The sequence below is a fragment of the Pedobacter agri PB92 genome (assembly GCF_000258495.1).
GTDB lineage: Bacteria > Bacteroidota > Bacteroidia > Sphingobacteriales > Sphingobacteriaceae > Pedobacter > Pedobacter agri.
On sequence record NZ_AJLG01000068.1, the window covers coordinates 1 to 25,419 of the forward strand.

General features: G+C 37.0%; 26 protein-coding genes. 3 read left to right on the forward strand and 23 right to left on the reverse strand.

Features of this window, described 5'->3' with window-relative positions; genetic code table 11:
* The 23 genes from ON09_RS11495 to ON09_RS11610 form a co-directional block, all read right to left on the reverse strand.
* The coding region (locus ON09_RS11495) for a GH3 family domain-containing protein (RefSeq protein ID WP_010601217.1) at positions 1-561 on the reverse strand (561 nt) is incomplete at its 3' end.
* A 46-nt stretch (positions 562-607) separates the two neighbouring features.
* Positions 608-1,396 (reverse strand): hypothetical protein, encoded by a 789-nt coding sequence (locus tag ON09_RS11500; RefSeq protein WP_029204291.1) that lies wholly within the window; start codon positions 1,394-1,396, stop codon positions 608-610.
* 99 nt (positions 1,397-1,495) lie between these two features.
* On the reverse strand, positions 1,496-2,473 hold the full coding sequence (locus tag ON09_RS11505) for a glycosyltransferase (RefSeq protein ID WP_010601218.1): 978 nt from the start codon (positions 2,471-2,473) through the stop codon (positions 1,496-1,498).
* Between the two features lie 52 nt (positions 2,474-2,525).
* On the reverse strand, positions 2,526-3,476 hold the full coding sequence (locus tag ON09_RS11510) for a glycosyltransferase family 2 protein (protein ID WP_010601219.1): 951 nt from the start codon (positions 3,474-3,476) through the stop codon (positions 2,526-2,528).
* Between the two features lie 132 nt (positions 3,477-3,608).
* Positions 3,609-4,178, reverse strand: a complete 570-nt coding sequence (locus ON09_RS11515; RefSeq protein ID WP_010601220.1) for a DUF4199 domain-containing protein — start codon at positions 4,176-4,178, stop codon at positions 3,609-3,611.
* A 10-nt stretch (positions 4,179-4,188) separates the two neighbouring features.
* Complete coding sequence (locus ON09_RS11520; RefSeq protein ID WP_010601221.1) at positions 4,189-4,857, reverse strand: hypothetical protein; 669 nt, start codon at positions 4,855-4,857, stop codon at positions 4,189-4,191.
* Between the two features lie 121 nt (positions 4,858-4,978).
* The gene (locus tag ON09_RS11525; RefSeq protein WP_010601222.1) at positions 4,979-6,235 is read right to left on the reverse strand and encodes a dihydroorotase; all 1,257 of its coding nucleotides are present in this window, start codon (positions 6,233-6,235) and stop codon (positions 4,979-4,981) included.
* Entirely contained in the window at positions 6,232-8,271 is a 2,040-nt protein-coding gene (locus ON09_RS11530; protein WP_010601223.1) for a vWA domain-containing protein, read from the reverse strand. Before ON09_RS11530 ends, ON09_RS11525 begins: the two co-directional genes overlap by 4 nt.
* 60 nt (positions 8,272-8,331) lie before the next feature.
* Positions 8,332-8,736: a hypothetical protein gene (locus ON09_RS11535; protein ID WP_010601224.1), complete on the reverse strand. Its 405-nt coding sequence runs from the start codon at positions 8,734-8,736 to the stop codon at positions 8,332-8,334.
* Positions 8,737-8,839: 103 nt separating this feature from the next.
* Complete coding sequence (locus tag ON09_RS11540; RefSeq protein WP_010601225.1) at positions 8,840-9,844, reverse strand: TerC family protein; 1,005 nt, start codon at positions 9,842-9,844, stop codon at positions 8,840-8,842.
* Positions 9,845-9,860: 16 nt separating this feature from the next.
* On the reverse strand, positions 9,861-11,369 hold the full coding sequence (locus tag ON09_RS11545) for a helix-hairpin-helix domain-containing protein (protein WP_010601226.1): 1,509 nt from the start codon (positions 11,367-11,369) through the stop codon (positions 9,861-9,863).
* 9 nt (positions 11,370-11,378) lie between these two features.
* Positions 11,379-12,794, reverse strand: coding sequence for a PP2C family serine/threonine-protein phosphatase (locus tag ON09_RS11550; RefSeq protein WP_010601227.1), 1,416 nt, complete (start codon positions 12,792-12,794; stop codon positions 11,379-11,381).
* Positions 12,795-12,796: 2 nt separating this feature from the next.
* On the reverse strand, positions 12,797-13,849 hold the full coding sequence (locus tag ON09_RS11555; protein ID WP_010601228.1) for a TerY-C metal binding domain-containing protein: 1,053 nt from the start codon (positions 13,847-13,849) through the stop codon (positions 12,797-12,799).
* 252 nt (positions 13,850-14,101) lie between these two features.
* Positions 14,102-14,590 carry a hypothetical protein gene (locus ON09_RS11565; RefSeq protein WP_010601230.1) on the reverse strand — a complete coding sequence of 163 codons (489 nt, stop codon included), beginning with the start codon at positions 14,588-14,590 and terminating at the stop codon, positions 14,102-14,104.
* On the reverse strand, positions 14,591-15,226 hold the full coding sequence (locus ON09_RS11570) for a vWA domain-containing protein (RefSeq protein ID WP_010601231.1): 636 nt from the start codon (positions 15,224-15,226) through the stop codon (positions 14,591-14,593).
* A 9-nt stretch (positions 15,227-15,235) separates the two neighbouring features.
* Complete coding sequence (locus ON09_RS11575) at positions 15,236-15,874, reverse strand: vWA domain-containing protein (RefSeq protein WP_010601232.1); 639 nt, start codon at positions 15,872-15,874, stop codon at positions 15,236-15,238.
* Positions 15,875-15,877: 3 nt separating this feature from the next.
* On the reverse strand, positions 15,878-16,306 hold the full coding sequence (locus ON09_RS11580; RefSeq protein WP_010601233.1) for a hypothetical protein: 429 nt from the start codon (positions 16,304-16,306) through the stop codon (positions 15,878-15,880).
* Positions 16,306-16,965, reverse strand: a complete 660-nt coding sequence (locus tag ON09_RS11585; RefSeq protein ID WP_010601234.1) for a TerD family protein — start codon at positions 16,963-16,965, stop codon at positions 16,306-16,308. Before ON09_RS11585 ends, ON09_RS11580 begins: the two co-directional genes overlap by 1 nt.
* 14 nt (positions 16,966-16,979) lie before the next feature.
* Positions 16,980-17,531: a TerD family protein gene (locus tag ON09_RS11590; RefSeq protein ID WP_010601235.1), complete on the reverse strand. Its 552-nt coding sequence runs from the start codon at positions 17,529-17,531 to the stop codon at positions 16,980-16,982.
* Positions 17,532-17,584: 53 nt separating this feature from the next.
* The gene (locus tag ON09_RS11595; RefSeq protein ID WP_010601236.1) at positions 17,585-18,250 is read right to left on the reverse strand and encodes a TerD family protein; all 666 of its coding nucleotides are present in this window, start codon (positions 18,248-18,250) and stop codon (positions 17,585-17,587) included.
* A 15-nt stretch (positions 18,251-18,265) separates the two neighbouring features.
* Positions 18,266-18,841, reverse strand: coding sequence for a TerD family protein (locus tag ON09_RS11600; RefSeq protein ID WP_010601237.1), 576 nt, complete (start codon positions 18,839-18,841; stop codon positions 18,266-18,268).
* 287 nt (positions 18,842-19,128) lie between these two features.
* On the reverse strand, positions 19,129-20,679 hold the full coding sequence (locus ON09_RS11605) for a L,D-transpeptidase scaffold domain-containing protein (RefSeq protein WP_010601238.1): 1,551 nt from the start codon (positions 20,677-20,679) through the stop codon (positions 19,129-19,131).
* A 104-nt stretch (positions 20,680-20,783) separates the two neighbouring features.
* The gene (locus tag ON09_RS11610; protein WP_394358222.1) at positions 20,784-22,349 is read right to left on the reverse strand and encodes a L,D-transpeptidase family protein; all 1,566 of its coding nucleotides are present in this window, start codon (positions 22,347-22,349) and stop codon (positions 20,784-20,786) included.
* Between the two features lie 274 nt (positions 22,350-22,623).
* Here ON09_RS11610 and hisG point away from each other — a divergent pair, with 274 nt between their 5' ends.
* From hisG to ON09_RS11625, 3 genes are all read left to right on the forward strand, one after another.
* On the forward strand, positions 22,624-23,475 hold the full coding sequence (gene hisG / locus ON09_RS11615) for an ATP phosphoribosyltransferase (protein ID WP_010601240.1): 852 nt from the start codon (positions 22,624-22,626) through the stop codon (positions 23,473-23,475).
* A gap of 60 nt (positions 23,476-23,535) precedes the next feature.
* Positions 23,536-24,831, forward strand: a complete 1,296-nt coding sequence (gene hisD, locus ON09_RS11620) for a histidinol dehydrogenase (protein WP_010601241.1) — start codon at positions 23,536-23,538, stop codon at positions 24,829-24,831.
* Between the two features lie 60 nt (positions 24,832-24,891).
* A partial coding sequence (locus ON09_RS11625) for an aminotransferase class I/II-fold pyridoxal phosphate-dependent enzyme (protein ID WP_010601242.1) occupies positions 24,892-25,419 on the forward strand: 528 nt, incomplete at its 3' end.

Below are 25,419 nucleotides of genomic sequence, written 5' to 3' on the forward strand. Positions count from 1 at the left end.
ATTTGTCTCATAAGACGGCAGCCTGTTTTTCTGTAGATAAGCCGGAACATGATGTGCAACTATACCCGATAAACGGCCAACGTTAATGCCATTTTTTACGCTTAACACCGGGCTGCCTTGCAGAAAGATCATCTTTCCATTTACAAAATCGGCTTTGCCCGTTTCATTGATATAAGTTAAAATAGCATTTCGGGCAGCTTTAATGTGCTCCGGCATAGATTCTTTAGAAAGTGGAATATATTTTACGCCAGAAGTGGTTCCCGAAGTTTTAGCAAAATAAAGCGGTTTGCCTGTCCATAGTACATTGGCTTCACCAGCTACCACGCGGTCTACATAAGGCTTTAATCCTTCATAATCCTGAATCGGAACATGTTTTCTGAAATCATCGTAGTTTTTAATTTCCGAAAACTGATGATCTTTCCCGAATGCAGTTTGTTGAGCCGTACGAACGAGATTAGTAAGTATTCTGTGTTGAGCATTAACAGCATTGTTCTTCCATTTATTGATGTTCCAAACCGCGAATGCTGCAAAAGGTTTACTTAACCATGCTTTTAATCCCATATTAAATGATTGAATTTTGGATGATTAAATGATAGAATGCTTTCCGCTAGACGATATTATGAAGAATATCTGGATGCTCATCTCCCTTATACTCACCTGCAATTTTACGATAAGCTACCGTTAAAGCTACGCTTGATAAAGGCACAATAATAAATGAGCTCAAAATATTTACAATGAAAGCCACAAACGGCCAATGTAAGAGATTGAATAATAAATAGATTAAATACCCGCCTCCAAGCACCAATAGCAACAATAAAATCTTGGTAAAGTTTCCTTTTGTTATTGCAAGGCTTAATTTAATCGATTCAAACGGAGCAGAATTTCTATCGATAATAAAAAACGGAAAAAAAGAAATGCGCAACCAGGTAATAAATATTGCTATAATGCCCACAGAGATAGCCACATTTTTGACAACATCAATATTAATTCCGGTATAAATAAATGGAAAGGCCACAAGAATTACAACCAGGTAAACCCCGAAAACACATGCAACAAAATATAACGTTGCAATAAGGAAACGAATAATTTGTTGTCTTGTTGGTAAGGTATCTACAATTTTCACATCATTATCCTCATCATCCATCAAATGAAAGATGTATTTAAACAACGAGAGGTTGATGGTGAAATAGAGAAAAACGAAAATAATGGCCATTACTACACTAAGGATTTTGCTTACATCCTTAATAAAGAAAGCCATTAAACTTGACGCACTGGCAGTGATGAACATTAAAAAACACAGCGTAGCAATAGAAAAATAATGCTTTCTGGTAATGCCCCATGCCTTTTGGATCACATCGTTGACGGCAAATGTACTTTCTTTTAAATAATTAATCATTTAGTTTTTAATTGGTTAGTACTTGGTTTTAGTTCTTTACACAAGTTTGGATTTATTCCACTCGCTTAAAGTTATTTCCAATTTTTTACTGATCCTTTTCTATTTTCCATTGCCTCCATTAAACACTACTCTTTTAAACAGGTCCTGAATAAAGCCTAAACCATAAGCGGTGAGTTGGATGAACGAAGATATAATGCTCAAAAATGCAACTTTTAACGATTTATTTACAGCCCAGGAATGAAAAAATATCAACAAAAAGTAAATCAATACCAGAAAGTTACAAACATAAGCCAATGGTGGGTAAATTAAGTTGCACAATATCGTGAAGCCAACAAATAAGGTAAAGGCTGCAGGGAAAAAGTGAACCAACTTTAATTCTTTGGGAAAGTGTTTGTAAATGTTAATTCTTGCCCGACCGAAAAAATGTAATTGCTTGTAAAACTGGCTGAAGCTGGTACGGCGTTTATGATAAACCTTTGCTTCCGGAATTAATCCGATTTTAAACCCGGCTTCATGGATTCGGATGCTGTACTCGATATCTTCGCCTAACCTGGTCAGGATAAAGCCCCCAACTTTCTCCCAGGCCTGACGGGAAACGCCCATGTTAAAGCTACGTGGATGAAACTGCCCGACATGCTTTTTGTTGCCGCGAATTCCACCTGTAGTAAAAGGAGAAGTCATAGCATAACTGATTGCTTTCTGAACCGGCGTAAAACTATCATGTGCTGCATCCGGACCACCATACGCATCCAGATGATGTTCATAAAGATAGTTTTTTACAATTTCCAAATAATCTGGCGGTACAAGAATATCTGAATCGAATATGATGAAATAGTCGCCATTTGCCCTTTCAAAGGCATAATTTCGGGCGAATCCTTGTCCTGCATTTTCCTTGAAATAATATTTAATATCAAGTTGATCCTGATAAGAATCTACGATCGCTTTTGCATCATTTTTTGAACCATCTTCTATAACCAAAACTTCAAACTGTAGATACGTTTGCTTGGTTAATGTATACAAAAGTTCGTCAATTTCCTGCGGACGATTATAAAGTGGAATAATGATAGAGAAAAACATTTCTTGGAGCTGAAAGCGGAAAGAATAAAGCTATTAGCCTTATTCTTTCTGTTTATTTTAATTCTTTTTCTATTAAATATTGATTTCTTTCTGGCGCATTACGTGATAGTAACTCCGCAATAAAGCCTGCGAGGAACATTTGTGAGCCGACTACGATGGCTACTAAAGACAAATAGAACAAAGGTTGCTGTGTAACATCTCGATAAGCTAAACCTTTCCAGATCAGCACCTGCTTTTCTACAAGAACATATAGCGACATGATGATACCTAAGAAGAAGCTTAACACACCCAATGAGCCGAAAAAGTGCATTGGACGTTTACCGAATTTCCCTACGAAAAAGATGGATAGTAAATCTAAGAAGCCATTGATAAATCTGCTGAAACCAAACTTGGTTGTGCCGTATTTGCGGGCCCTGTGTTCTACAACCTGCTCAGCAATTTTATTAAAACCTGCCCATTTTGCAATTACAGGAATATAACGGTGCATTTCTCCATAAACTTCGATGGTTTTAACCACATCGCTACGGTATGCTTTTAAACCACAGTTGAAATCGTTAAGCTCGATTCCGCTCATTTTGCGGGTGGCTGCATTGAACAGTTTTGTAGGTACGGTTTTGGTGATCGGATCGTAACGTTTCTTTTTCCAGCCTGAAATCAGGTCTAACTTCTCCTCTTTAATGCGACGATACAGTTCTGGAATCTCATCTGGACTATCCTGTAAATCAGCATCCATGGTAATTACCACATCGCCCTGAGTGGCCTCGAAGCCAACATTTAAGGCCGCAGATTTACCATAATTTCTTCTGAATTTGATACCTTTTATTGCTGGGTTTTGTAATCTTAATGACTCAATAACTGCCCAAGATTGATCTGTACTTCCATCATCAACTAAAACAATTTCATAACTGAAATTATTTTCAACCATCACTTTATCAATCCATGCCGTTAACTCGGGCAGCGATTCATCTTCGTTAAATAAGGGTACTACAACTGATATATCCATTTATGAGTATCAAGATTTGAGTATCTAGTATCAAGACTTAAAATCTATCAACAAACTCTTTTAAAATAAAACGTGCAAATTTCATCAAATTAAATGATAAAACCTGCACGTTCGAAATTTTATAAAAACAGATTAACCTTCTTTAGGAAAAGTGTTAAAAGTAGTGGGTTCTTTTCTCTTTAAAATCGCAGCAAGGATTAATGATAAAACCCCATACATGGCCAAAGATACTCCGAAACTGGTAAACGAATTTTTAAATGTGGGAGCAAGTTTTTCTTCCATATTACCAGCTTTTTCCAATGCTTCGTCAATTTGTTCAGATGCCATTCCAAATTTTTCCATCATAGCCCGCTGAGAATCGGCAATTGCAGCAGCCGCTTTTGAAGGCAAATCCGGATCGATTACAGTCATTAACAACACATTGTACAAAACAGAAACAAGAGCCAAGATTAACGCAATGATTAAATAGGATTTAAAAGCCTCTCCAAATGTCCAAAAACCACCTATCTCTTTTCGAATGGTAATGCCGACAAAAACCAGCAAAACAATAAACACAATTAGAATAATGAACGGCAAGGCAAAATTAGTGTAAAGCATTACCGGATTAACAAAATGAAGCGTAAGGGATATTATCACCGATACAGCTGCAAGTATGAAACCATACTTTAGAGATAGTTTGGAAATTAGAGCACTTTTGTCCATCGTTTTTAATTTAGTTATTGATTGTTGTAATTAATATATAAGTAGCAGAATCGAACGATTTGTTACTGCTAAACTGAATTATTTCTTTTGTCGTGGTTGCACTCCCCTCTACATCAAGGAAAAATACCATAAAAGGAACAAATAATTCCTGCATCTCTTCGCTGATGTTTAAGCTTGGAGCTGTTTTACAAATCTCTTCTACACTACTTTCAGCAAGTTGTTGATTGCTGATCATCTCTTCATAAATTTCAAACTCATCTTGAAATTCATCATCTTCAACCAATAAAAACTCTTTTAAGAAATCGCCTAACTCCGGTTCAATATCTTCATCCTTACACTCCTTGATGTATAAAAGCAGGTTAAGAAGTTCTGTACCTCTATCAATCGTTTCTTCTTCGATGTTTGCCCATTCATCACTTTCGAGATAATCATCTTCCAGTTTTTGAACATCACTACTAAAAAAGTTAACCATCAATAAATCAAAGAATACTTCACGTAGTTCTTCAAATTTGGAATGCGAATCAAAAACGGCATCAAAAGCAGTTGCTTTATCCAAAAAGTTAGCATCAAGTTCAAAAGCTGCAACTAACTCTGTTTCAAAACCATCCACATTTATTGCCGAAACTTCGGCGTATTTATTTAGCGAAGCGACAAGCGCTTTTTTTACTCTGTTATCCATATTTTAAAATTTGAAGGAGCAAAAACGAAAGAACAAAGATTAAAGAACATTGGCATAATTACAATTCTCGTATGGTTGTTTATCTTTTCTGCTACTTATTATTGATTTTGTTCTTTGATCTTTAATCTTGAAAAATTTGACTATTATTATAAACTAACGTTACTTTTCCGGTAAGTTCTGTTCCTAACAGCGGACTGTTAGCAGATTTAGATTTATTGCTCGCTAAATTGTACAACCATTTTTCATTCGGATTGTAAACTGTAAAATTTGCTTCAGCACCCGCTGCAATTACCGGAACATTTAAATTTAGTAATTTCCGTGGGTTAATCGCCACCTTTTCTGCGATTAAACTAGCATCTAACCCAGCTTTTAACAGCAAAGGAAGCACAGTTTGTAATGCAATGATGCCGTAATGTGCAATTTCAAATTCCACATTTTTAAATTCTATTTCCTCCGGACGATGTTGCGAAGTAATGGCGTCAATCGTTCCGTCTTTTAAACCTGCGATAAGTGCTTTTACATCAGCTTTGCTACGCAACGGTGGTTTCACTTTATAATTGCTGTCAAAATCGGCCAGCAACTCTTCCGTAAAAACCAAATGGTGTGCAGTCACATCACAGGAAACCTGAACACCATCTCTTTTCGCCTTGCGGATCAGCGCCACCGAGCCTGCTGTAGAAATATTGCTGATGTGGATTTTCGTTTCATTGTATTGCGCTAAAAAAATATCTCGGGCAATATGCATTTCCTCCGCCAGGGCTGGTAAACCTTTCATCCCTAGAAGCACAGAGTTTTTACTTTCGTTAATCTGCGATTTTCCTGCAATGGATTTATTCTCCGGATACACCATAAGCAAAGCATCAAAACCTTTCGCATACTGAAGCGCCCTACTCATAAAGCCATCATCCTGCAAAGACTTATCGCCATCAGAAAACGCTACAGCGCCTGCCTGCTGCATATCAAAAAGTTCAGCAAGTTCTTTGGCTTCCCGATTTTGACTGATAGCGCCAACCGGATAAACATCAACCAGGTTATTTTTTGCTTTATTGATAATGTACTCCACCTGCGATTTCGATTGAACAACCGGACTGGTTTGCGGTAAAAGTGCTAAACCTGTAAAACCTCCGGCTTTTGCCGTTGCTGTTAGAGTCTGAATATCTTCTTTGGTTTCAAAACCAGGATCGCCGGCTACGCAATTTAAATCGAAAAAACCAGGCGATAGAAATGAGCCCTGACCATCGAATACAGTTTCGTCTTTTTCAGCAGATAATTTACCTATGTTTTGAATTTTACCATCAACTACCCTTACATCGCATTGTTGCTTATTGAAATTACTTTGCGGATCGGCAATGGTTACATTTTTAACTAGGAGATTCATATTGTTTTTTTAGGGTTGTTAAAAAATCGGATGAGCAGGATTTCTGCTGCAATAAAAATCAGCGACAAAATTAGACAAAGTTTCCATAAAGTTTGACCGATTTTATTGGCGCCTGCCATTAATTTTACCGCATCTTTATCGGCATCAAATATTTTGAGATTGCGCTTTCCTGCTAGATTATTTAATTCTGTTTTACTCAAGTAATGCATGTCAGACTCTGATCTTCCAGTATTGAAAGCGTAAACCGACATTAGAGAATCGGCTAACTTGAGGTCGTAAAAACCGCCGTTTCTAATCTGATCTGCAACATAAATTAAAGTTTTACCTTCGGCCTGCCTAATTTCGGGAATGGCCTCGAAACTTTTAGCACTCAACTTTAAGGTTTGGTTTTTACCCAGGCTAATTTTTTTACTGGCCAAAGCGTTATCATTTCCAAGTTGGTAATAAAGTGTGCTTTCATCTCCTGAGTTTAATGCCAAACGGTACATTAACGGCACAAAAACCGGATGTCTTGCTAAATTTCCATCCGCTGTATTTAAACCTGTAGCAGATAAGTAAACTGAGCCATTTCCCACACCATATTTAGCAAAAAAAAGTTTTCTTCCGGGCAGCGTGAGAATATTTTCTTTGTTGGCCGAACTATTTTCTATAAAAGAGAAGTAGCGATTGGCTAAAGGCAGATCGAGATTTTTAGGGATTTCCTCAAAAACGGTTTTGAAAATGGGGTTCTGCAGATCAATTTGATCAACTTTGGTTTCCGTTTTAGTTAAGCCTTGAATAATCGGTAATGATAATCCGCTTAAAAAAGCATTATAGACCTGAATGTCGGCATCCAGATCAGGGAAAATGGCAATCGTGCCTCCAGCTTTTAAGTACGTTTTTAACTGCTGTGCCAAACCGCTTGATGGATTTTTCAATCCATTTAGAACAATTAAACCATATTTGCCAAACCCGCTATAGTTAATATTGGATTCTGCATTTTCGGTGAGTTTATAATAAGGATCTGCCGCAAATAAGGCTTTGATGTAATTTCCTGCACTTGCACCATTAATACTTAGCACTGGCAAGCTTTGATCAACTTTGAAACTGAATGATAAGGTATCATCAAAAGTTACCGGAAAATCTTTAATACTAACCACACCTTTTTGCCAACCCGCCCGAAGCCCTGAGAAGTTCAAAGTATCTTTTATCGTTTTCCCGGCTGGAATATTGGCCGAGCTTAAACCTTTTTGTTGATTATTTACGGTCAGTTTTAAAGGAATATTTTTCGCCTCTTCCTCAGAATAATTTTTTAACTGAACCACCAGTTTCTCACTTGCACCTGGCTGATGATTAGGAGAAAGCATCCAAACACTATCTACAGCCACATTTGGCAACGTAGTAGCATTTAATTTAAGGAAAGCATATTGGATATCGTTTTTCGTTTCAAGTTTATTCCCATTGGAAACATTCTTTTGAAAATCGGAAATGATAAAACTGTATTTATTGGCCGAAGCTGTTAATATGTTTTCCTGCCGATTTAAGATTTGCTGAAGGTTTCTGTTGGAAGAAGAAATTTTAACATCATCTAATGCTTTCAAAAATTCATCTTCATTTAATAATCGCTGGTATTTCCCTTCAAAATCGTTGGTTAATAGCTGAAAACGGTCATTCATTCCAAAACCTTTCACTAACTCTTTCGCTCGTCTTTTCGCTTCATCAAGCAAATTACCATCTTTATTAATGGCTTCCATACTGTAAGAATTATCAATATAAATACTTACCGCGTTGTTTAATGTTGCGTTTTTTTGATCAGCAATGGGAATATAAGGTTGTGCAAAAGCCAGCACCAGAAAAATGATTGCCAATATTCGGGAAAGTAAAATCAGCAGGTTTTTGATTTTCTCTTTCGATGAATTTTGCTGTTCTACCTCTTTTAAAAGCTGAACATTTGAGAAATAAACCTTTTTAAATTTTCGGAAATTAAATAAATGAATGATAACCGGAATTGCAACCGATAATAGTGCGAAAAGAAAGCCCGGGTAAAGGAAATTCATTAAAAACCAAAGATAGAAAAATTATGGAAAGCGACGAATCCCAATTGTAATAAACTCGTTCTAATAAGCAAAACCGGGAAACTCAATATTTACGATTTTCCAGCTTTCATTATGCAAAGCGAAATACAATTTGAATGGTCCACTCACAATTTTTGATTGTTTTTCGATCACCTCTCGATAACCTGCAACGCCTTCTACAAAGCCCATCCCTTTTCCATCATTCAGCATTTCAAAGTTAACATCGATGATATCAAACCGGCCACCTACATATTCGTCAGACTTACCGAAAATACCTTTTAGCCTCCCTATGATTACGTCTTTACCCAGGATCTTATTTCCTGGAAGAATGAAAAAATCATTCAGCTCATTGGTAATACTTTTAGATTGTTTAAACCAAGAGTTTATAAATCTGATGGCACTATTTACAATATCAGCCTGATGGTTAAATTCTGGAGTTTCCTGCATGGTGTTCTTTCAAAAAAATAATCGACCAGTTTTTAGCTGATCGATTAAAACTTTCCAAAGTTAACTATTCTTTGGCCTTTCTATAATGTCGTTCTGACAATAATTATTCAGCTATTTTCTCCTCTTCTTTTTCAGGAAACATAATCGATAAAATAACCGATAGGATTAATACACCTCCAATTACGATCAATGAATAAACTGAATCGATATGGAAAAATGGAGCGATAATCATTTTGATACCGATAAACGATAAGATGATGGCCAGTCCGTATTTGAGTTTACTGAATAAGTGGATGAAGTTATCCAATAAGAAAAATAAAGCACGTAAGCCTAAAATGGCGAAGATATTCGAGGTATAAAGAATGAATGGATCTTTAGAAATCGCAAATATTGCCGGGATTGAATCGACTGCAAAAAGTAAATCGGTAAACTCTATAACAGCTACCACAACCAGCAACGGCGTGGCTAATTTCACACCATTTTCAATTGTGAAGAACTTGTCGCCATCGTATTTATCGCTCACCCTAAAAAACTTTCGCACCAGTCTCGCTCCCCGGGTATTGTTGTAATCCTCGTCTTCATCATCGTCATCAGCCGACCATGATTTAATTCCTGCGTAAACCAGAAACAAACCGAAAAGCGTCATGATGATGTTGATATCGTACTTAAAACCGGCAACGCCAAATAAGCTTAAAATTTTATTTAGGTAGGTTAATTCGATAAAGAAGGCACCCGAAAAGATAAAAATAGCCCTTAATACCAATGCACCGATGATACCCCAGAAAAGCACTTTGTGCTTGTTTTCATTGGCTACATCGAAAAATTTAAACACCAAAATAAATACAAATAGATTATCTACAGAAAGTGCTTTTTCGATCCAATAAGCCGACTGAAATTGTGTAAATTTATCAAAACCAAGCACATAATAAACGGCACCACTAAAAATCATCGACAGCGAAATCCATACAATAGACCATGTGATGGCTTCTTTATTAGAAATGGTATGGCTTTTCTTGTTGAACAGACCTAAGTCAATGATCAGCATTATAACAACCACTATTGCAAAGCCTGCAATTAACAGTGGATGATCAAACATGTTATTATTCATTATTAAGAGTTTTGATTTATTGATTTGCAAGCGTTACTAAAATTACTCTTCCGCCATCTTCTTTAGATAACAAAAGTTTTTTTCCGTGAGTTAACTCAACCATTGATCCAATCGGGATTTCCTTTTCTTCGGTTTTATCAACCAAAGATGTGAGTTTTTGGTTAACTAATACCCATTTTCCTTCATGAAAAGTAAAATAACCTACCGGTACTTTTTGTTCAGCGGTTAATTTCTCATTTCTTATGACATTCCTATCTACATGCCATTGGAAAAGATATTGATTATTATAAACCATCAGGCGATGATTTTCTGGTTTCCAAACAGATGGCTGAAATTGGTAATATAGATCCAATATTGGCAAAGTTCCTTTATGACTGGTACCACAAAACGGACATTTTGGGATGGAAGTATTATCAAAAACGTACCATTTCTGCTCACAATAGATATTGCTGCACTGCTGCATCAAATCAGTTGTTTTAAGCAATGCAATTTCCCATTCTTCCGCAGTTGGTCGTTGCATGGGATGATGCAAACCATCAATAAAGGCTTTATCAAACAAAGCTTTTAGATACGGGCCGGTTATGGTATAGGGGATTTTATTTACGTCAGCCCAATAGGTATCCCATTTAGATACCTGATTCAACTTTGGCCGGTTTGATAAATCTGTAGGATGCTCGATGAACAAAGCTTTTTCACCCATACTTAATAAGTCATCTTTTTCCGTATCTAAATCATGTACTTTTCCACCTTTTAAAGGATGGCGATGAAGCAGATACATATAAATTAAACAGGCTAAAGCATGTAAGTCGGTTAAACGATTGGGCAATTTCCTTGCGGGATCAGTTTTGTCTAAATGTTTGGTGGCGAGTACTTCTGGCGCAATGAAATCGGCGGTACCAATTACTTCGGCTTGAAAAATGCCTGGAACAACCAAACCATCTAAATCGATCATGCAGGCGGAGCCGGTTGAAGGGTCAATTAATACATTGTTGTAGGATAAGTCGGAATGGGAAAGACCCATTTGATGCATTTTCTTTACTCCTCTGGCCAGGTTAACCCCAATTTGAAAATAATTTAGCCACCTGCCCAGTTCCGTTTGATCTAAACTTAAAGGAAACTGCCGGTTTCTAAATTTAGCGGCGGCAAACCATTTCCCGTTTTTTTCTTCTCCTTTAATTAAATCACTTGATGAATAACCTTTAGAGAAAAAAAATTTCGAGTTATAAATCGGAACAATAATTCCGACTTTATTATTGGTTTCAATAATATCTGTCGGCCAGCGATAAATTTCATCGAGGTAATATTTTCCTGCTTCCTTATTTTCGATTTGATGAAGATATTTGGTTACGATTTTAGTTAACCGTTCTTTTTGATTAAAGTCTTGTTTCTCTTTGAAAATCGCTACAACATACTTTCGATCGGGGCTAAAATAAACATCTTTAGCGGTTCCGCTTTTGGGGTCGCCATTGTCAACATATTGGTAGGAATTACCCGTTAATGAAGATTTTACTGTAATTATAGACATCGTTTCGTGCTAAAAGATTATCGCTAAAGTTCTATCATCGTGATTACCAGGACTCCAAAAATCCATCCATGCTGATAACTGATTGGCAATTTCTCGGTTGGAAGAGTCAAATGAAACCGCAGCTTGATCTTCATTATTCCCTTTTAAATCATCAATAAAGGCTTTCCAGTTTTCTAATTTTTCGAGATTGGCTTCCACAATAAACTTCGCATCGTAAATACCATCAGTCATGAGCATAAGATAAGAGAAATCTTCGATTAATGTGAAGCCGAATCTAGAAGAGAATTTTTCGCTGTTAAAAATCTCAGGCATGGTTATAAATCTGGTACCACCGCCAAATTCGCCTACATCGAGCCAGTTCATGAGTTTAACACTACTCATATCTTTATTCAACAAACCTATCGGACAATCGCCAACACCAAATGTTAACACCGCATAGCCAAAATTGTATCTTTTAAACAGTGCGAAGATCAGTGTACTGTGAAAATCCTTTATTGGGTTTTCGCTTTGAGCTGCAAATTTTTCAATATTATGGTGTGCAAACTGAGCTGCTTTCGAGAGATTATTGTAAACAAAATGGCTTAGCTTTTTTGAAGCATCTTCACCAACTTTATCGTGGTAATTGGAAATTATTTCGTCAAACTCATTCAGTTTTTCCTCATGAAGATTTTCAGAAAAATATTCGATTACAGCATCACAGGCAATTTTTGAGCCTTGCCGTGCTAACTTAGCACTACCGGCACCATCTGCTACGCAAACCACGCTCCAGCCATTATTCTCAAAGTGTTTGAAGGCATAATCATCTTCTCTGAATGAGCCCACATTGGCATGGCTTCTTCCACGTTTAGATGAAACAACGATGTGTTTATCTCCTAATGGTTGAAAATCTGACATTTGATCGTCTTTCCAAAAATTTTCTATTTTCCATTCCGCATCTCTGCCATTGGCGCTCGGAATATTTTTCCAGAGGGATTTTGGATTGGCATTAATCACCAGCGAAAGTATTTTAACATGTGGCTCAACGTCATCCTCTTCACCCAAAACATTAAATTTCATTTTGATTTTGAAATCACCGTTTTGGCTTGGGTCGCCTTCAATTGTCTTTGATTCAAAGTTAAAGCTTAAGCCATACTGCTCTAGATTATCAAATTCCACAAAAATCAGATCTTCAAAATCTAAAGTAGCGTGGTACGCTTTACCAACAGTTGCATTTGGAATGACTATCTGCTTTGCTAAAACATCTTCGATTTTATTTTTCAAAAGCCACTTATCCATCATTATCTTTTGCTTTTCTTTTATCAGTTTTACGGTCTCAACGTTAAATTCTTCGTTTGCAAATTGCTCAAAAAGAACTTGCCTGCGGGAAGAAACTTCGATATTTTTGCTTTTAAGCAAATTTTCCAGGTATTGCTTAGTTTCAAACATGCTTAACCTTGCGCTCTTCCAACATCAAAACCACCTTCTCCATAGCCGTAACTTCCGAAATTACCGCACCACGGACAAGTACTCATGGGTTCATTTCCGATACAATGGATTTTTTGACAAACACATACCGCCAAACCAAACTGGTTGCCACAACAAGGACAGGCTGGCGCACCAATCAGTTCTTCACTATTTACTTTTTGTTGTATGCCGTTTTCATCACAAAATTCGTAGTACGATTGATCAACCTGAAAACCACCAACCAAACGATAAGCCTGTGTTTGCAGATTCAGCCCTTCAAAACCCGATTCGTTCATCACCTTTCGGTATTTCATTAAATATGGTCGTTTGGTATTTTGGCATTTTGCCGCCAATACTACATAGTTGTTGTCGATATATTGCGTATTTGCCGGTGCTTTAGAGATATCGATTTTCGTGATTGTATCTCCGTCTAGCTTAGCCAGTTCGAAGCCCGATTCGTTGTTTTCAACACTAATGCTACTTGTTTTGATGGAATCAGTTACCCATTTGAAGAATTTGTTATAATCTTCTGTTGTGGCATTTTTAAATTGAAGCACATTTTCTGTCAGTTCAGATAGCACCCGTGTGTCCGTGCTATCGCCGAAGGAAATAGCCACCATGTTTGCTGTACGTTGCCAGTTTTGTTTCCATTCTGCAATCGCTGTTTTGGTATCATCAGTTGGAACACCATCAGTAAATAAAAATACGATTGGCTTCCAATCTCCTTTTTGCTCCATGGTTGTTTTAACAATATCTTTCCGCATCTGAAACATCAAATGCCCCAACCCTTTACTCAGTGAAGTACCACCACCAATCGGGAATTTTGGCGGATAAAAACTCACCACTTCCTGTAATGGAACAAGGGTTTTAGCTTGTCCGGCAAAAACGATAATTGAAATCCAAACCGTTTCAATGGCATAAGGATCAGTTTTGATGGCTTTAATAATAGTTGCCATGCCCTCTTCAACCTGCTGGATTTGATCTCCAACCATTGATTCAGAAATATCTATTAAAAAGTAAATGGGTAATCTTCTCATATTAAAAATAGTTGTTTAATAGCAATAGCACGATCAGTAATACAATCTGTGTCATATCAACTGCCAAGCCTTGCCCTACTTGAAAAGGTTTTATTAATGTTTTAAGGAAATGAAGAACAGGTTGAAAAATGCTTCGAAACAGGTTGAAAACACTTTTGTATTGGTTATTTAGTTTATCGTGATGCGGCAATAGTTTCGAATAAAGAAATAATCCCACAATCAGAATATTCAATAAAATTTTAAAGGCTAAAATCATGTAGAGATTGTATTACGAATTTCGCTGGCAATCTCTTTATAACGCTCTACCAATCTTTGATTGTAGTTGGAGCAACCATAAATCATTACATTTTGAATATCTGCCAAATAATTTACCGAAAAGTAAGTGGTGACATGATTGCGAAATTCTCTCGTTTCACCATTTTTACCTTTTTTATCGAACACATCCAAAAACTGAATTTTTAAGTTAAGGCAGTTACCTTTCAATCTAGTTGCCTGTAAAGTAAACATGGCATGATTTGCATTTGTCAAATCTAACGCCAAATGATTAACATTAAAATTTGACAACCTGAAAGATTCATAGCAATTCACCACTGCATCTAAAGTGCCTTTCTGAAAAGGATCTATCGGATCGAAACTTTGCTGTTCATATGCATGATCATGATTTGTTTCTTCGCCAGAAGCCATTTTAACTATAAAGCCAATAATGGTTATTGCTATACTGATTATGCTGAGTACATCCATTTATATGACCATTGTAATTTCACTTGGCGGCGGTGGCAATGTTACGCTTTCTCCGGTTCCCTGGCTTTTGTTACCTTGCTCGATGGTTTCTGAAACCCACTTAAAGAATTGTTTCAAAGTAGTGCTATCGGCTGTATCCAAATGCACCACATCAGGTGTAAGCTCTTTTAAAAGGGCATCATTAGCCGAATGACCAGCAGCACAGCCTACGATAGCACCAAAGTTTAACGACTTAATCTTAGGTACCATCTCCCGGTACAATTGTAAATCACTCGGTTTCCCATCCGTAAATAGAAACAATAATGGCTTCCAATCTCCCTTTTGCTGAGCATTTCCTTTGATTACATCGGTTTGAACTTTTTCGTGCAACATGTGTAGCGCTTGCCCCGTATGCGTGGGTCCGCTTTGTGGGCAAGTGATTTCCGGAAGCTGAAAAGATGCCAATTCGGTTAGCGAAACGATTTCATTCACTTCACGATCAAACGTAATCATGGAAATCCACAATGAATCCAATGCCTGTGCATCAGCCCGTAAGGTATTGACCATTCCACTTAATGCATTGTTTAGTGCCTGAATAGGCTCCCCATACATTGATCCGGAAGTATCTATTAAAAAGTAAACAGGTAATCTTCTCATAAAATTAGATTAAACAACAATATTTAATTCAGATGGTGGCGGAGGAAGTTCCTTTAATAAGCTTATTTCCTTCCCTGCATCTTCTACTTTTGTTGAGGTAACGCCAATGGATGCGGTAACCCATTGGAAAAATTTTCCAATGCTTGCCGAATCTGCTGTATCTAAACTTACTACATTTTCAGTAATTTGTTTCAGAACGGTAGTATCAGCGCCAGAACCTGCGGCACAAGCTACGGTAAAGGCTACCCTTTGTTTCTTAAATTCAGCAAGCCCCGGTAACCAGTCATCGGTAGGTACGCCATCGGTCATGATAAAAACCAATGGCTTCCAATCGCCCTTTTGCTCCGTTGTAGTTTTAGCTACCTCATTTTCAATCCTGTTCGAAACTAGCTTTAAAGCCTCTCCCAATGCGGTTACCCCAGTTGCTCTCAAATCTACCATTTGGAATGATGCCAAATCGGTTAGGGGAATAATTTGCTGTGCAGCGCTATCAAATGTGATTACACTTAAAAAAGCGGTTTCAATGGCCTGCGGATTTTGCCTCAGGGAGCTAATCATTACCTGAACACCATTTTTAACAGCTTCTATTGGCTCTCCACTCATGGAGCCTGAAGTATCCAGCAATAGGTAAACGGGTAATCTTCTCATAATTTATTGAGGGATGTTGTAGGTGTTAGCAGTTTCATTGTTATTTTGAACATTATAAGTGCTGCCGCCGTTATTTTGTCCGGGGATATTATAACCGGTGCCTGTTCCATATGTCGGATCATTCTGGTTAATGTGCGATAGAATTTCAGCGGTGTAATCTTTACCCCCTTTTAATATGGTAGCAATATTTCCGATGGTATATACAGGCCCCCAGGGAATTCCCCACCAACCTAAAAACAAATTGGTAAATAAATGGCCTAAACCCGGGGTAATTCTACTTTTTCCCGGATGGATAAAATGGAAATCTGATGCGTTGTTAAATGTCATCACCACAACAGAAATGCAGTATTTGTACATCACAAATTTTCCGCCTTGCGCCACCAAACTTCTGATTTGATCGCCTGATAACCCTTCGATGTTTTTAATATTCATTACAAGTAAGATTTAATAATTAAGTGAATGGTTTGGCCCAAAAAAGTATCTGGTGTCGGATCGCCGATGGCATCGAACTTCCATTCGTCGTTACGTTTATAAAGCTTGCCCAAAATCAATGCTTTTTTACCTGAATAACTTGACTCTGCCGATACGTTGTAGGAAGCGAACACCTCTTTTACCTGAGTAGGTGTACCTTCATACATTCTGATTTTTGAGTATGGGATTTGCGAAAAATCCTCTTGACCAACGTTATTAAGGAAAAAGAAAATTTTCGAAATTTTAGGATCTATTTTCGATAAATCAACTGTAATAATTTCATTATCTAAGCCATCGTCACCTCCGGAATCACCTTGTAAATCATCGCCAGTGTGCCTCAACGCACCATCTAAAGAAACGAGCTTTCCTTTTGGTAAACCAAATTGCTGTAAGAAATCGATATTATACAGTGGTGAATAAATATGATCGCATAAATTATTGTTTTCATCGATTAGGATACAACTCAAATCCAAATCAACACTTTGTTTATTGGTTGATAAACCTAAAAAACCTTTAGTTTCAATTGCGCCCCAGTTAACGCCGACACAGAAACTGGTCAATTTCGCTCCAGTATCCTTACGCAGATCAATCTTTTGTCCTTTTGTTAAATTAATAGCCATTTGTTTGTCTAATTTTAGTTATACTTATTCAGGAAAAATTCAAGTCCATCCTTCATTCCTGCACCAACTGCTTCAAATTTCCATTCGTTATTTCGTTTATAAATTCTTCCAAATTCTACCGCTGTTTCTATCGAGAAATCTTCTTCCAGCTCATATTTTAGAATTTCAGTTTTTGTTCCATCAAATATTCTGATGTAAGAGTTTCTGATTTGTCCGAAGTTCTGTCTCCTGTTTTCGGCATCGTGTATGGTTACTACAATACAAATCTCAGACGCATCTGCCCCAATTTTAGAGAGATCGACCTTGATTTGTTCGTCATCGCCATCGCCATCGCCTGTTAAATTATCGCCGGTGTGTTCTACCGCACCATCAGGTGTTTTTAAGTTGTTATAGAACACAAAATGCGCATCAGAAAGCAGTCGCTTATTTTCGCCTAAAACAAATATCGAAGTATCTAAATCGAAACTACTTCCGGTTGATGAACTATTGGTATCCCAACCTAGTCCTACTGTAAATTGTGGCGCACTAATCGCCTCTCGTTGTCCTTTTTGCAGGTTAATTGCCATATTTGGTTATTTGAATGTATTTATATTTGAAAGCTTGTAGGGGTTTGAATAATTTAACCGACGTATTTTTTCAAAATCTCTAAAAAACTATCTGTTTGATGCGGCTCGCCGATGGCCCGGAATTTCCAACCGCCATCTTTTCGGTAGGCCTCGGCAAATACCATTGTGCACATACCGTTTAGGCTTGCATCGCCAGAAAGTGTGTATCGGGTAATTTCCTTTCCTTTTGCATCAACCGCTCGAATGAAGGCATTTTCAACCATACTGAAATGCTGATTATTTTGTCTTCCCTGATAGATAGATACTACAAAAATTATTTTTTGATAGATGCTGTCCAGCGAGTCGAGTTTTACGATAATCTGTTCATCATCTCCGTCACCGGCACCGGTTCTATTATCACCTGTAAGCCAAATGTTACCAGAAGGATGTCTCATCGAATTGAAAAAAATCACATCACCCTCAAAAAGCCCAACCTGCCGGCCGTTTTGATTGATGGTCCTACCTAGATTTAAAACTTTATCATTACCATCTAAAAGGAAAGCAATGGCATCTAAATCGAATTCCTCTTCTTTAGGACCAAAAAGTTTGCCTAAGAAGCCAGTATTTTTCTGCCTTACATCCCAACCTAAACCCATGGTTACTTTTGATAGGTCAAAAGCTTCGCCCTTATCATTTTTACGAAGATCAATAGTTTGACCTTTAACTAAATTTATAGCCATACAGAGCGTTGAATTTTATTTTATGATTTGACCTTTGAAATATTTAGATAAGAAGAAAGACAAATCTTCACGATAACCAATGCCTGAAGCTTCGAATTTCCATTGCCCGTCTCGTTTATACAAGCGGCCAAATTCAACACCTGTTTCGATAGAAAAATCCTCCCCTAACTCATATTTGGCTACTTCTTCTCCAGTGCTATCGTCAACAATTCGGATATAGGAATTTCTGACTTGTCCATAATTTTGCTTACGGGTAACCGCATCGTGGATGGTAACCACAAAAAGAATTTCCTGAATACTATCGTCAACTTTTGATAAATCAACCTGGATGCTTTCATCATCGCCTGTAGCACTGTTTCCCCCGGTCGGGTCATCGCCGGTATGGTGTAAAGCCTGATCAGGAGAATCTGTATTTCCGTAAAAAACAAAGTATTCTTCTGCTGGAATCAGGCGATTGGCATCAATCATAAAAGCTGATGCATCCAGGTCAAAATCATAGCCGGTGCCCTCGTTCGGATCCCAACCTAAACCCACTGTGATTTTTGATAATCCAATATTAATTTTTTGTCCTTTTTGTAAATTGATTGCCATTGCTAATTTAAATTTTTGTGTATAAAAAAAATGAGATGTACGACATCAATGTCGCATTGAAAAATGCAACGAGATGCGAAAAAAGAGCTTTTTTAAATTAATAAAGCAGCTACCAATTTTCTAAATAATAGGGATAGGATTAGTTACAGCGACGTAGGTTGAGCGTTAATTTTTTTGTCCTGTAATTTGATTTCTATAGTTTAAATGTTTGATAACAAATATATTATTTTGGATTTCAAATCCAAATTCGGCTGTTAAAATCCTGCCTTTTTTTTATAACATTTAAGTTATAATCTATATTTTTTCATTGCCGCCCAAAGCTTTTCATCCAGTTTATAAATGTCAGGGCGGTATTCGATTTTATTATTTTGCGACCACGCAGTGAAATAAGTGACGAGAATGGGTGTTTCAGCTTTAGGGCTAAACCTTACCGGAACTAAATCTTTTTGAGGCACCTGCCCCGCTTTAAAGCTGGAAACCGGTTGGCCTGCATTTCGTAAAGGCTTTAGTCTTAGTTCCTTTCTTATCGAATCATATTTTGCCGTATCTACAACTAAAAGTTCTGCAAGTTTCAATGGATTTTCCACCCTGATACAACCATGGCTTATCGCCCTGTTTTTCAATTTAAATCCTTGTTTAAAGTTAGTATCGTGCAGATAAACGCTACTGCTGTTTGGAAAAATAAATTTAAGCCGACCTAAAGAATTGTCATCGCTTGGCTGCTGTACAAACAAAAAAGGGAAGTTATTCCTATCGTACTTATACCACCTAATGGTAGATGGGTTTTCGATCTTCTTATTTTTGTAATAAACGGCTATATTTTTTCGCTTTAAATAATTAGAACTTCTTCTGATCATTGTATATACTTCCGTTTGGGCAATACTTTCAGGAATATTCCAAACTGGATTTGTATATAATTTTTTAATGTTGCTAAATAACATTGGGGTTTCTCTATTTTCCGGTCTATCTTTTATATCACCCGTTTTTTCAAACACCTTATATTGCGCATCGTAATCTAAATCTTTGGGGCCTCCTACACAAACTTTCATAGCGGTTAAGGTATCTTTACCGTCGAAAAAAACCAATCTAAAATCAGGAATATTAACTTGTATAAACTGCTTGCCAACATCAGGCAGCACCCACCTTAAGCGTTCCATATTGATTAGCAATACCTTTTTTATCGAATCATTCTTAGAATTGAGATATTTTTCTTGTAAAGCCTTGTATTGAGCAGACTTACCTTGCAAGCTTGAAAGTGTATCAACGATATTGACAGCATTTAGGAGACTTGGTATGAAAAAGCTATCTGGCCGCTTCACGTCGATGAAATACCTGCTAAAGATTTCTTTCGGATTTATTGCCCCATATTTTAAATAACTGGTATATCGAACCAAAGCGTCGGCCGATAAGATTTCTAATCTTGAAATTGTTGAATAGCTGTCTTTAACTGAACTGAAGTCATTCTCTCTTAGCTTTTTAATGAGTTGTTCAATTCCGGAAGTGTGAAATATATTTGGGTTAAAGCCATGATCACCACTTGTTTTAAGATAGCTCAACAGGGTATCAATACCATTGTTTGATAGGTACTTATTGATCAGGATTGGCTGGTTGCCAGTGGAGGCATAATACGCTTTAAGTTTATGAATATTCACGTATTTGGCAGACAAGTTTTTTAATTCCGCTGAGAACACTGAATCAAATGCAATGGAATCAAATGCCAAATACTTTTCATCATGCAAACTTTCAGCCAACAGTTCACCAGTTGAAGGCTTAGGCTTATGAGTGATAAAAAAATAAATTAAAAGTGCAGGAAAAAAGAAGGCAATAAAAGTTTTCAAAATATAAATCCACTAACAAAAAACACAAATCAATTCGGGATGTATACATTAATAAAAAGTTAGAATATAGCAGGGAAACCAATTCTAACTGGCAGTAATAACATTTATCTAAATTTTTTCATGGCTGTCCATAGTTTCTCATCCATTTGATAAACATCAGGGCGATATTCGATTTTACCATTTTGAGCCCATGCAGTGAAATAAGTAATAATAAGCGGAACTGCTTTTTTTGGACCAAACCAAGCTGGTTTTAGTTGAAATGATTTCGTTGTATCTGCTTTTGCCGCCATACGTTTTTTGTACCATTTATTATGGGTGCTGTCAACAGGTGGCAAATCAACTTCAGCTCTTAATTTATCGTAGGTATAGCTATCGCCAACCAGTTTCTCTGCAAATTCAAGCGGTTTTTCAACTCGCACACAGCCGTGACTAATTGCCCTGTTGGCTAAGTTGAAACCATTTTTATTATTGGTATCATGCAAGTAGATGCTTGAGCTGTTATCGAAAATAAACTTAAATTTACCTAATGCATTTCCGCCGCCGGAACCTTGTTTAAATTTAAATGGCAGCTTATCTCTCGAATATCTACTCCAGTTTATCGTATCAGGCTCCCCGATTAATTTGTCTTTATAATAAACGTTGATGTTACTGTTGGATAGATAATACCGATCCTTTCTCGCCATCCAGTAAATTTCACTTTGGGCAATACTAACCGGAATATTCCAAACTGGATTTGCCTGTATAGAATTAATTTTACTGAATAACATCGGGGTTTCATGGTTCTTCGGCTTATCATCCAGATTACCTGATTTTGCAAAAGCTTTTAATTTTTCTTCGTAACCATTTTCACGCTTGCCCCCTACGCAAACCTTCATCGAAATCACCGTATCTTGTTCATCGAACCATGTAAGTTTGAAATCGGGGATATTTACCTGTACGAAGTTGCTTCCGGTTTCTGGCATCGCCCAGCGGAAACGCTCCATATTTAGCAGCAAAATACGCTTTTCGTTGGCATTGCTGGCTGATAAATATGCGGCTTGTAAAGCTTTATACTGAGCTGATTTTGGCTGAACATTCCTTAGTTCTTCCACAAGGCTCTCAGATCCCAAAAGCTTGATCATACCCGCACTATCCGGCCGCTTTACCTTAATGTAATATCTGGAAAATATGTTTCTGGGATTTACTACTCCATATTTTAAGAAATTGTTATAGTTGAGGTAGGCATTTGCTGACAATAACTCCAGCTTTGCAATAAGAGGATAACTCTGTTCTACCTTTTTGATCTTATTGGCAGACAGCTCAGCCAATAACGTTTTAATTTCTTCAATTTTAAAAATTTTAGGATTAAAACCATGAGCACCACTCGTATTAAGAAATTCCACAAGGGAATCTAATTCCCCACTGATGTAGAATTTTGTAACCATTTTTGGCTCATTCTTATTTGCGGTGTAAAAAGCATTAATTGTTTTCGGATTGGTAAAGGATTCTGACAAACTATCCAAAGTTTTCACGAAAACGCTGTCGTAAGCAATCGTATCAAAATCTTTATAAATCTTATTATTAAAATGTTCAGCAAGTACTTTCCCAATTTCAGGTGGTTGTTTAAACCATCCACACGCCGAAACAAGTAAAATAACCAGTATTATTAGAAAGCGAAAGTTTTTCAACACGTAAGTATTTATTGTGAAATAGAGATATAGCAATTTTAAAAAATCAATTAAGACAAATTAAGTGCCATTATTTTTTGATTTCCCATTTCAAACACTATATTTGCCAGCGCTAATCAGCTAAAGCATTGATATTGGCAGAAATAAATATATGAAATTAACTTTGAACCATCACTTACATTTGCATCATCGCCGTTAGGCGATATGATATGTTTGTTTTGTACTTCAAAACTTTTTTTCCGTAGAATAATTTCTTGCACACTCTATATTCAATACTTTGAAAACACTTAAAATTGCTATCCAAAAATCGGGTAGGTTAAACGAAAAATCTGTAGAAATATTAAAAAATTGTGGTCTTTCTTTCGAAAACTATAAAAGCTCTTTAATTGCTACTGTTGCAAATTTCCCATTAGAAATTCTTTTTCTTCGCGATGATGATATCCCCGAATACGTTCAGGATGGTATTGCCGATTTAGGAATTGTTGGCGAAAATGTAATAACCGAAACCAAAGCAAATGTTGAATATTTACAACGCCTTGGCTTTGGAAAATGCACCCTAAAAATCGCCGTTCAAACCGGGAGCGAAATCCAAAAATTAGAAGACCTAAACGGTAAAGCAATTGCCACTTCATACCCTGTAATTCTCGAAAAATTTTTAACAGAAAAAGGAATAAAATCAGACATCAGAACCATATCAGGTTCGGTAGAAATCGGACCAGGTTTAGGCTTAAGTGATGCGATTTTTGATATCGTTTCTACAGGCGGAACCTTGAAAAGTAACGGACTAAAACCATTCGCCGATGTGATGAATTCTGAAGCAGTTTTAATCGGTAATCAATCGATAATTGATAACCCGGAAGTTGCAGAATTGTTGCAAAGAATCCGCTCAGTTTTAAGTGCAAAATCGAACAAGTATGTGGTGCTGAATGTATCAAAAGATAACCTACAAAAAGTTGTTGATTTGCTACCAGGTGTTAAAAGTCCAACAGTAGTTCCGTTGTTTGAACCGAACTGGGTAGCCGTTCATTCTGTAATTGCTGAGGAAGATTTTTGGGATAAAATTAACAGCTTAAAAGCTGCAGGTGCAGAAGGGATTTTAGTGATGCCAATTGAGAAAATAATCACCTAGAAAAGAACTAAAAAGCCGAAAAATACTATTAACTATTAGTTAATTTAAAATTATAACACATTGAAAGTCTATAATTATACAGATTTATCTCAATCAAAAATTCAAGAACTCTGTTCGCGACGAATTGAGGACGATAAACTAGTTGAAGAGCGTGTTGCAGATATCACCAAAACGGTAAAAAATGATGGAGATAAAGCACTGTTTAATTTTGCAAAAGCATTTGATAAAGTAGAATTAGAAAAACTCTATCTGGATGCTGATGAATTAAAACAGATTGCATCAAGTATTCCTACTGATGCAAAAAAAGCAATCGAAATTGCCTATCAGAACATCAAAACATTTCATCAATCTCAGTTAAAAGCTGAAGAAAAGATAGAAACCATGCCAGGCGTGGTTTGCTGGCGAGAATCGAGGGCAATCGAAAAGGTTGGTCTTTATATTCCTGGTGGTACCGCAGTTTTACCCAGCACTTTTCTAATGTTAGCTACACCTGCAATTATTGCCGGTTGTAGAGAAATTATAGTTTGTTCTCCCCCCCAAAATGATGGTAAAACAAATTGTTATTTGGCTTACTGCGCTCTGCTTTTAGGTATAGAAAGAATCTACCTAACTGGAGGTGCACAAGCGATTGCAGCAATGGCTTTCGGAACGGAAACCGTACCACAGGTTTATAAGATATTCGGCCCGGGCAATCGTTATGTTACTTGCGCCAAGACAATAGTTCAAAACAAGGTAGCCATAGATATGCCGGCAGGTCCATCAGAGGTTTTAGTGATCGCTGATGATACTGCAAACCCATCATTTGTAGCTGCCGATTTACTTGCACAAGCAGAACATGGAACTGATAGCCAGTCAGTTTTAGTAGCTACATCAAAAGAAATGATAGAAAAGACTATATTAGAAATTGAAAATCAGCTTCCTATACTTCCAAGAAAAGAAATTGCAGCAAAGGCAATCGAAAATTCTTATGCTATATTGGCTGAAAATACCGGGATAGCGATGAGTTTTTCTAATGAATACGCACCAGAACACTTGATTCTGGCGACAGACAAGTTCGAAAATCTTATCCCGCTGATAATCAATGCAGGTTCAGTATTCTTAGGAAACCTTACTCCAGAAAGCGCAGGAGATTATGCTTCAGGAACGAACCACACTTTACCTACAAGTGGCTTTGCTAAAGCCTATTCAGGTGTTTCAACTGATGCTTTCCTTAAGAAGATAACCTTTCAGCATCTTTCATCGAAAGGATTAAATAACATTGGTACTACTGTTGAAACGCTTGCATCAGCCGAAGGATTGGAGGCACACAAGAATGCAATTACAGTTAGATTGAAAACAGTAGAAGATTTAATGTAGAAGTTGGAGGCAACATGCCTATCCTTTTACCTTTTACCTTTTACCTTTTACCTTAAAAAAATGGACATTAACGATTTAGTTAGAGAAAATATAAAAAACCTTAAACCATACTCTACCGCCAGAGATGAATTTAAAGGTCAGGCATCAGTATTTTTAGATGCAAACGAAAATAGCTACGGCTCTCCCCTACCTGCAAATTATAACCGCTACCCAGACCCATTGCAGTTAGATTTAAAGGATGCGATTAGCAAAATTAAAGGTGTGCCTATTGAAAACACCTTTTTAGGCAATGGTAGCGATGAGGCAATTGACTTATTGTTTCGGGCATTTTGTAATCCTGGAAAGGATAATGTAATTGTACTCCCTCCAACTTATGGAATGTATGAAGTTTCTGCCAATATTAATGATGTAGAAATTCGTAAAGTAAGCTTGCTGCCAAACTTCCAGTTAGACATGGAAAAGATTGCAGAAACGATTGATAAAAACACGAAATTAATCTTCATTTGTTCGCCAAATAATCCAACAGGAAACTCAATAAATCGTGAAGATATTGAAACCATTTTGACCAACTTTAAAGGCATTGTTGTA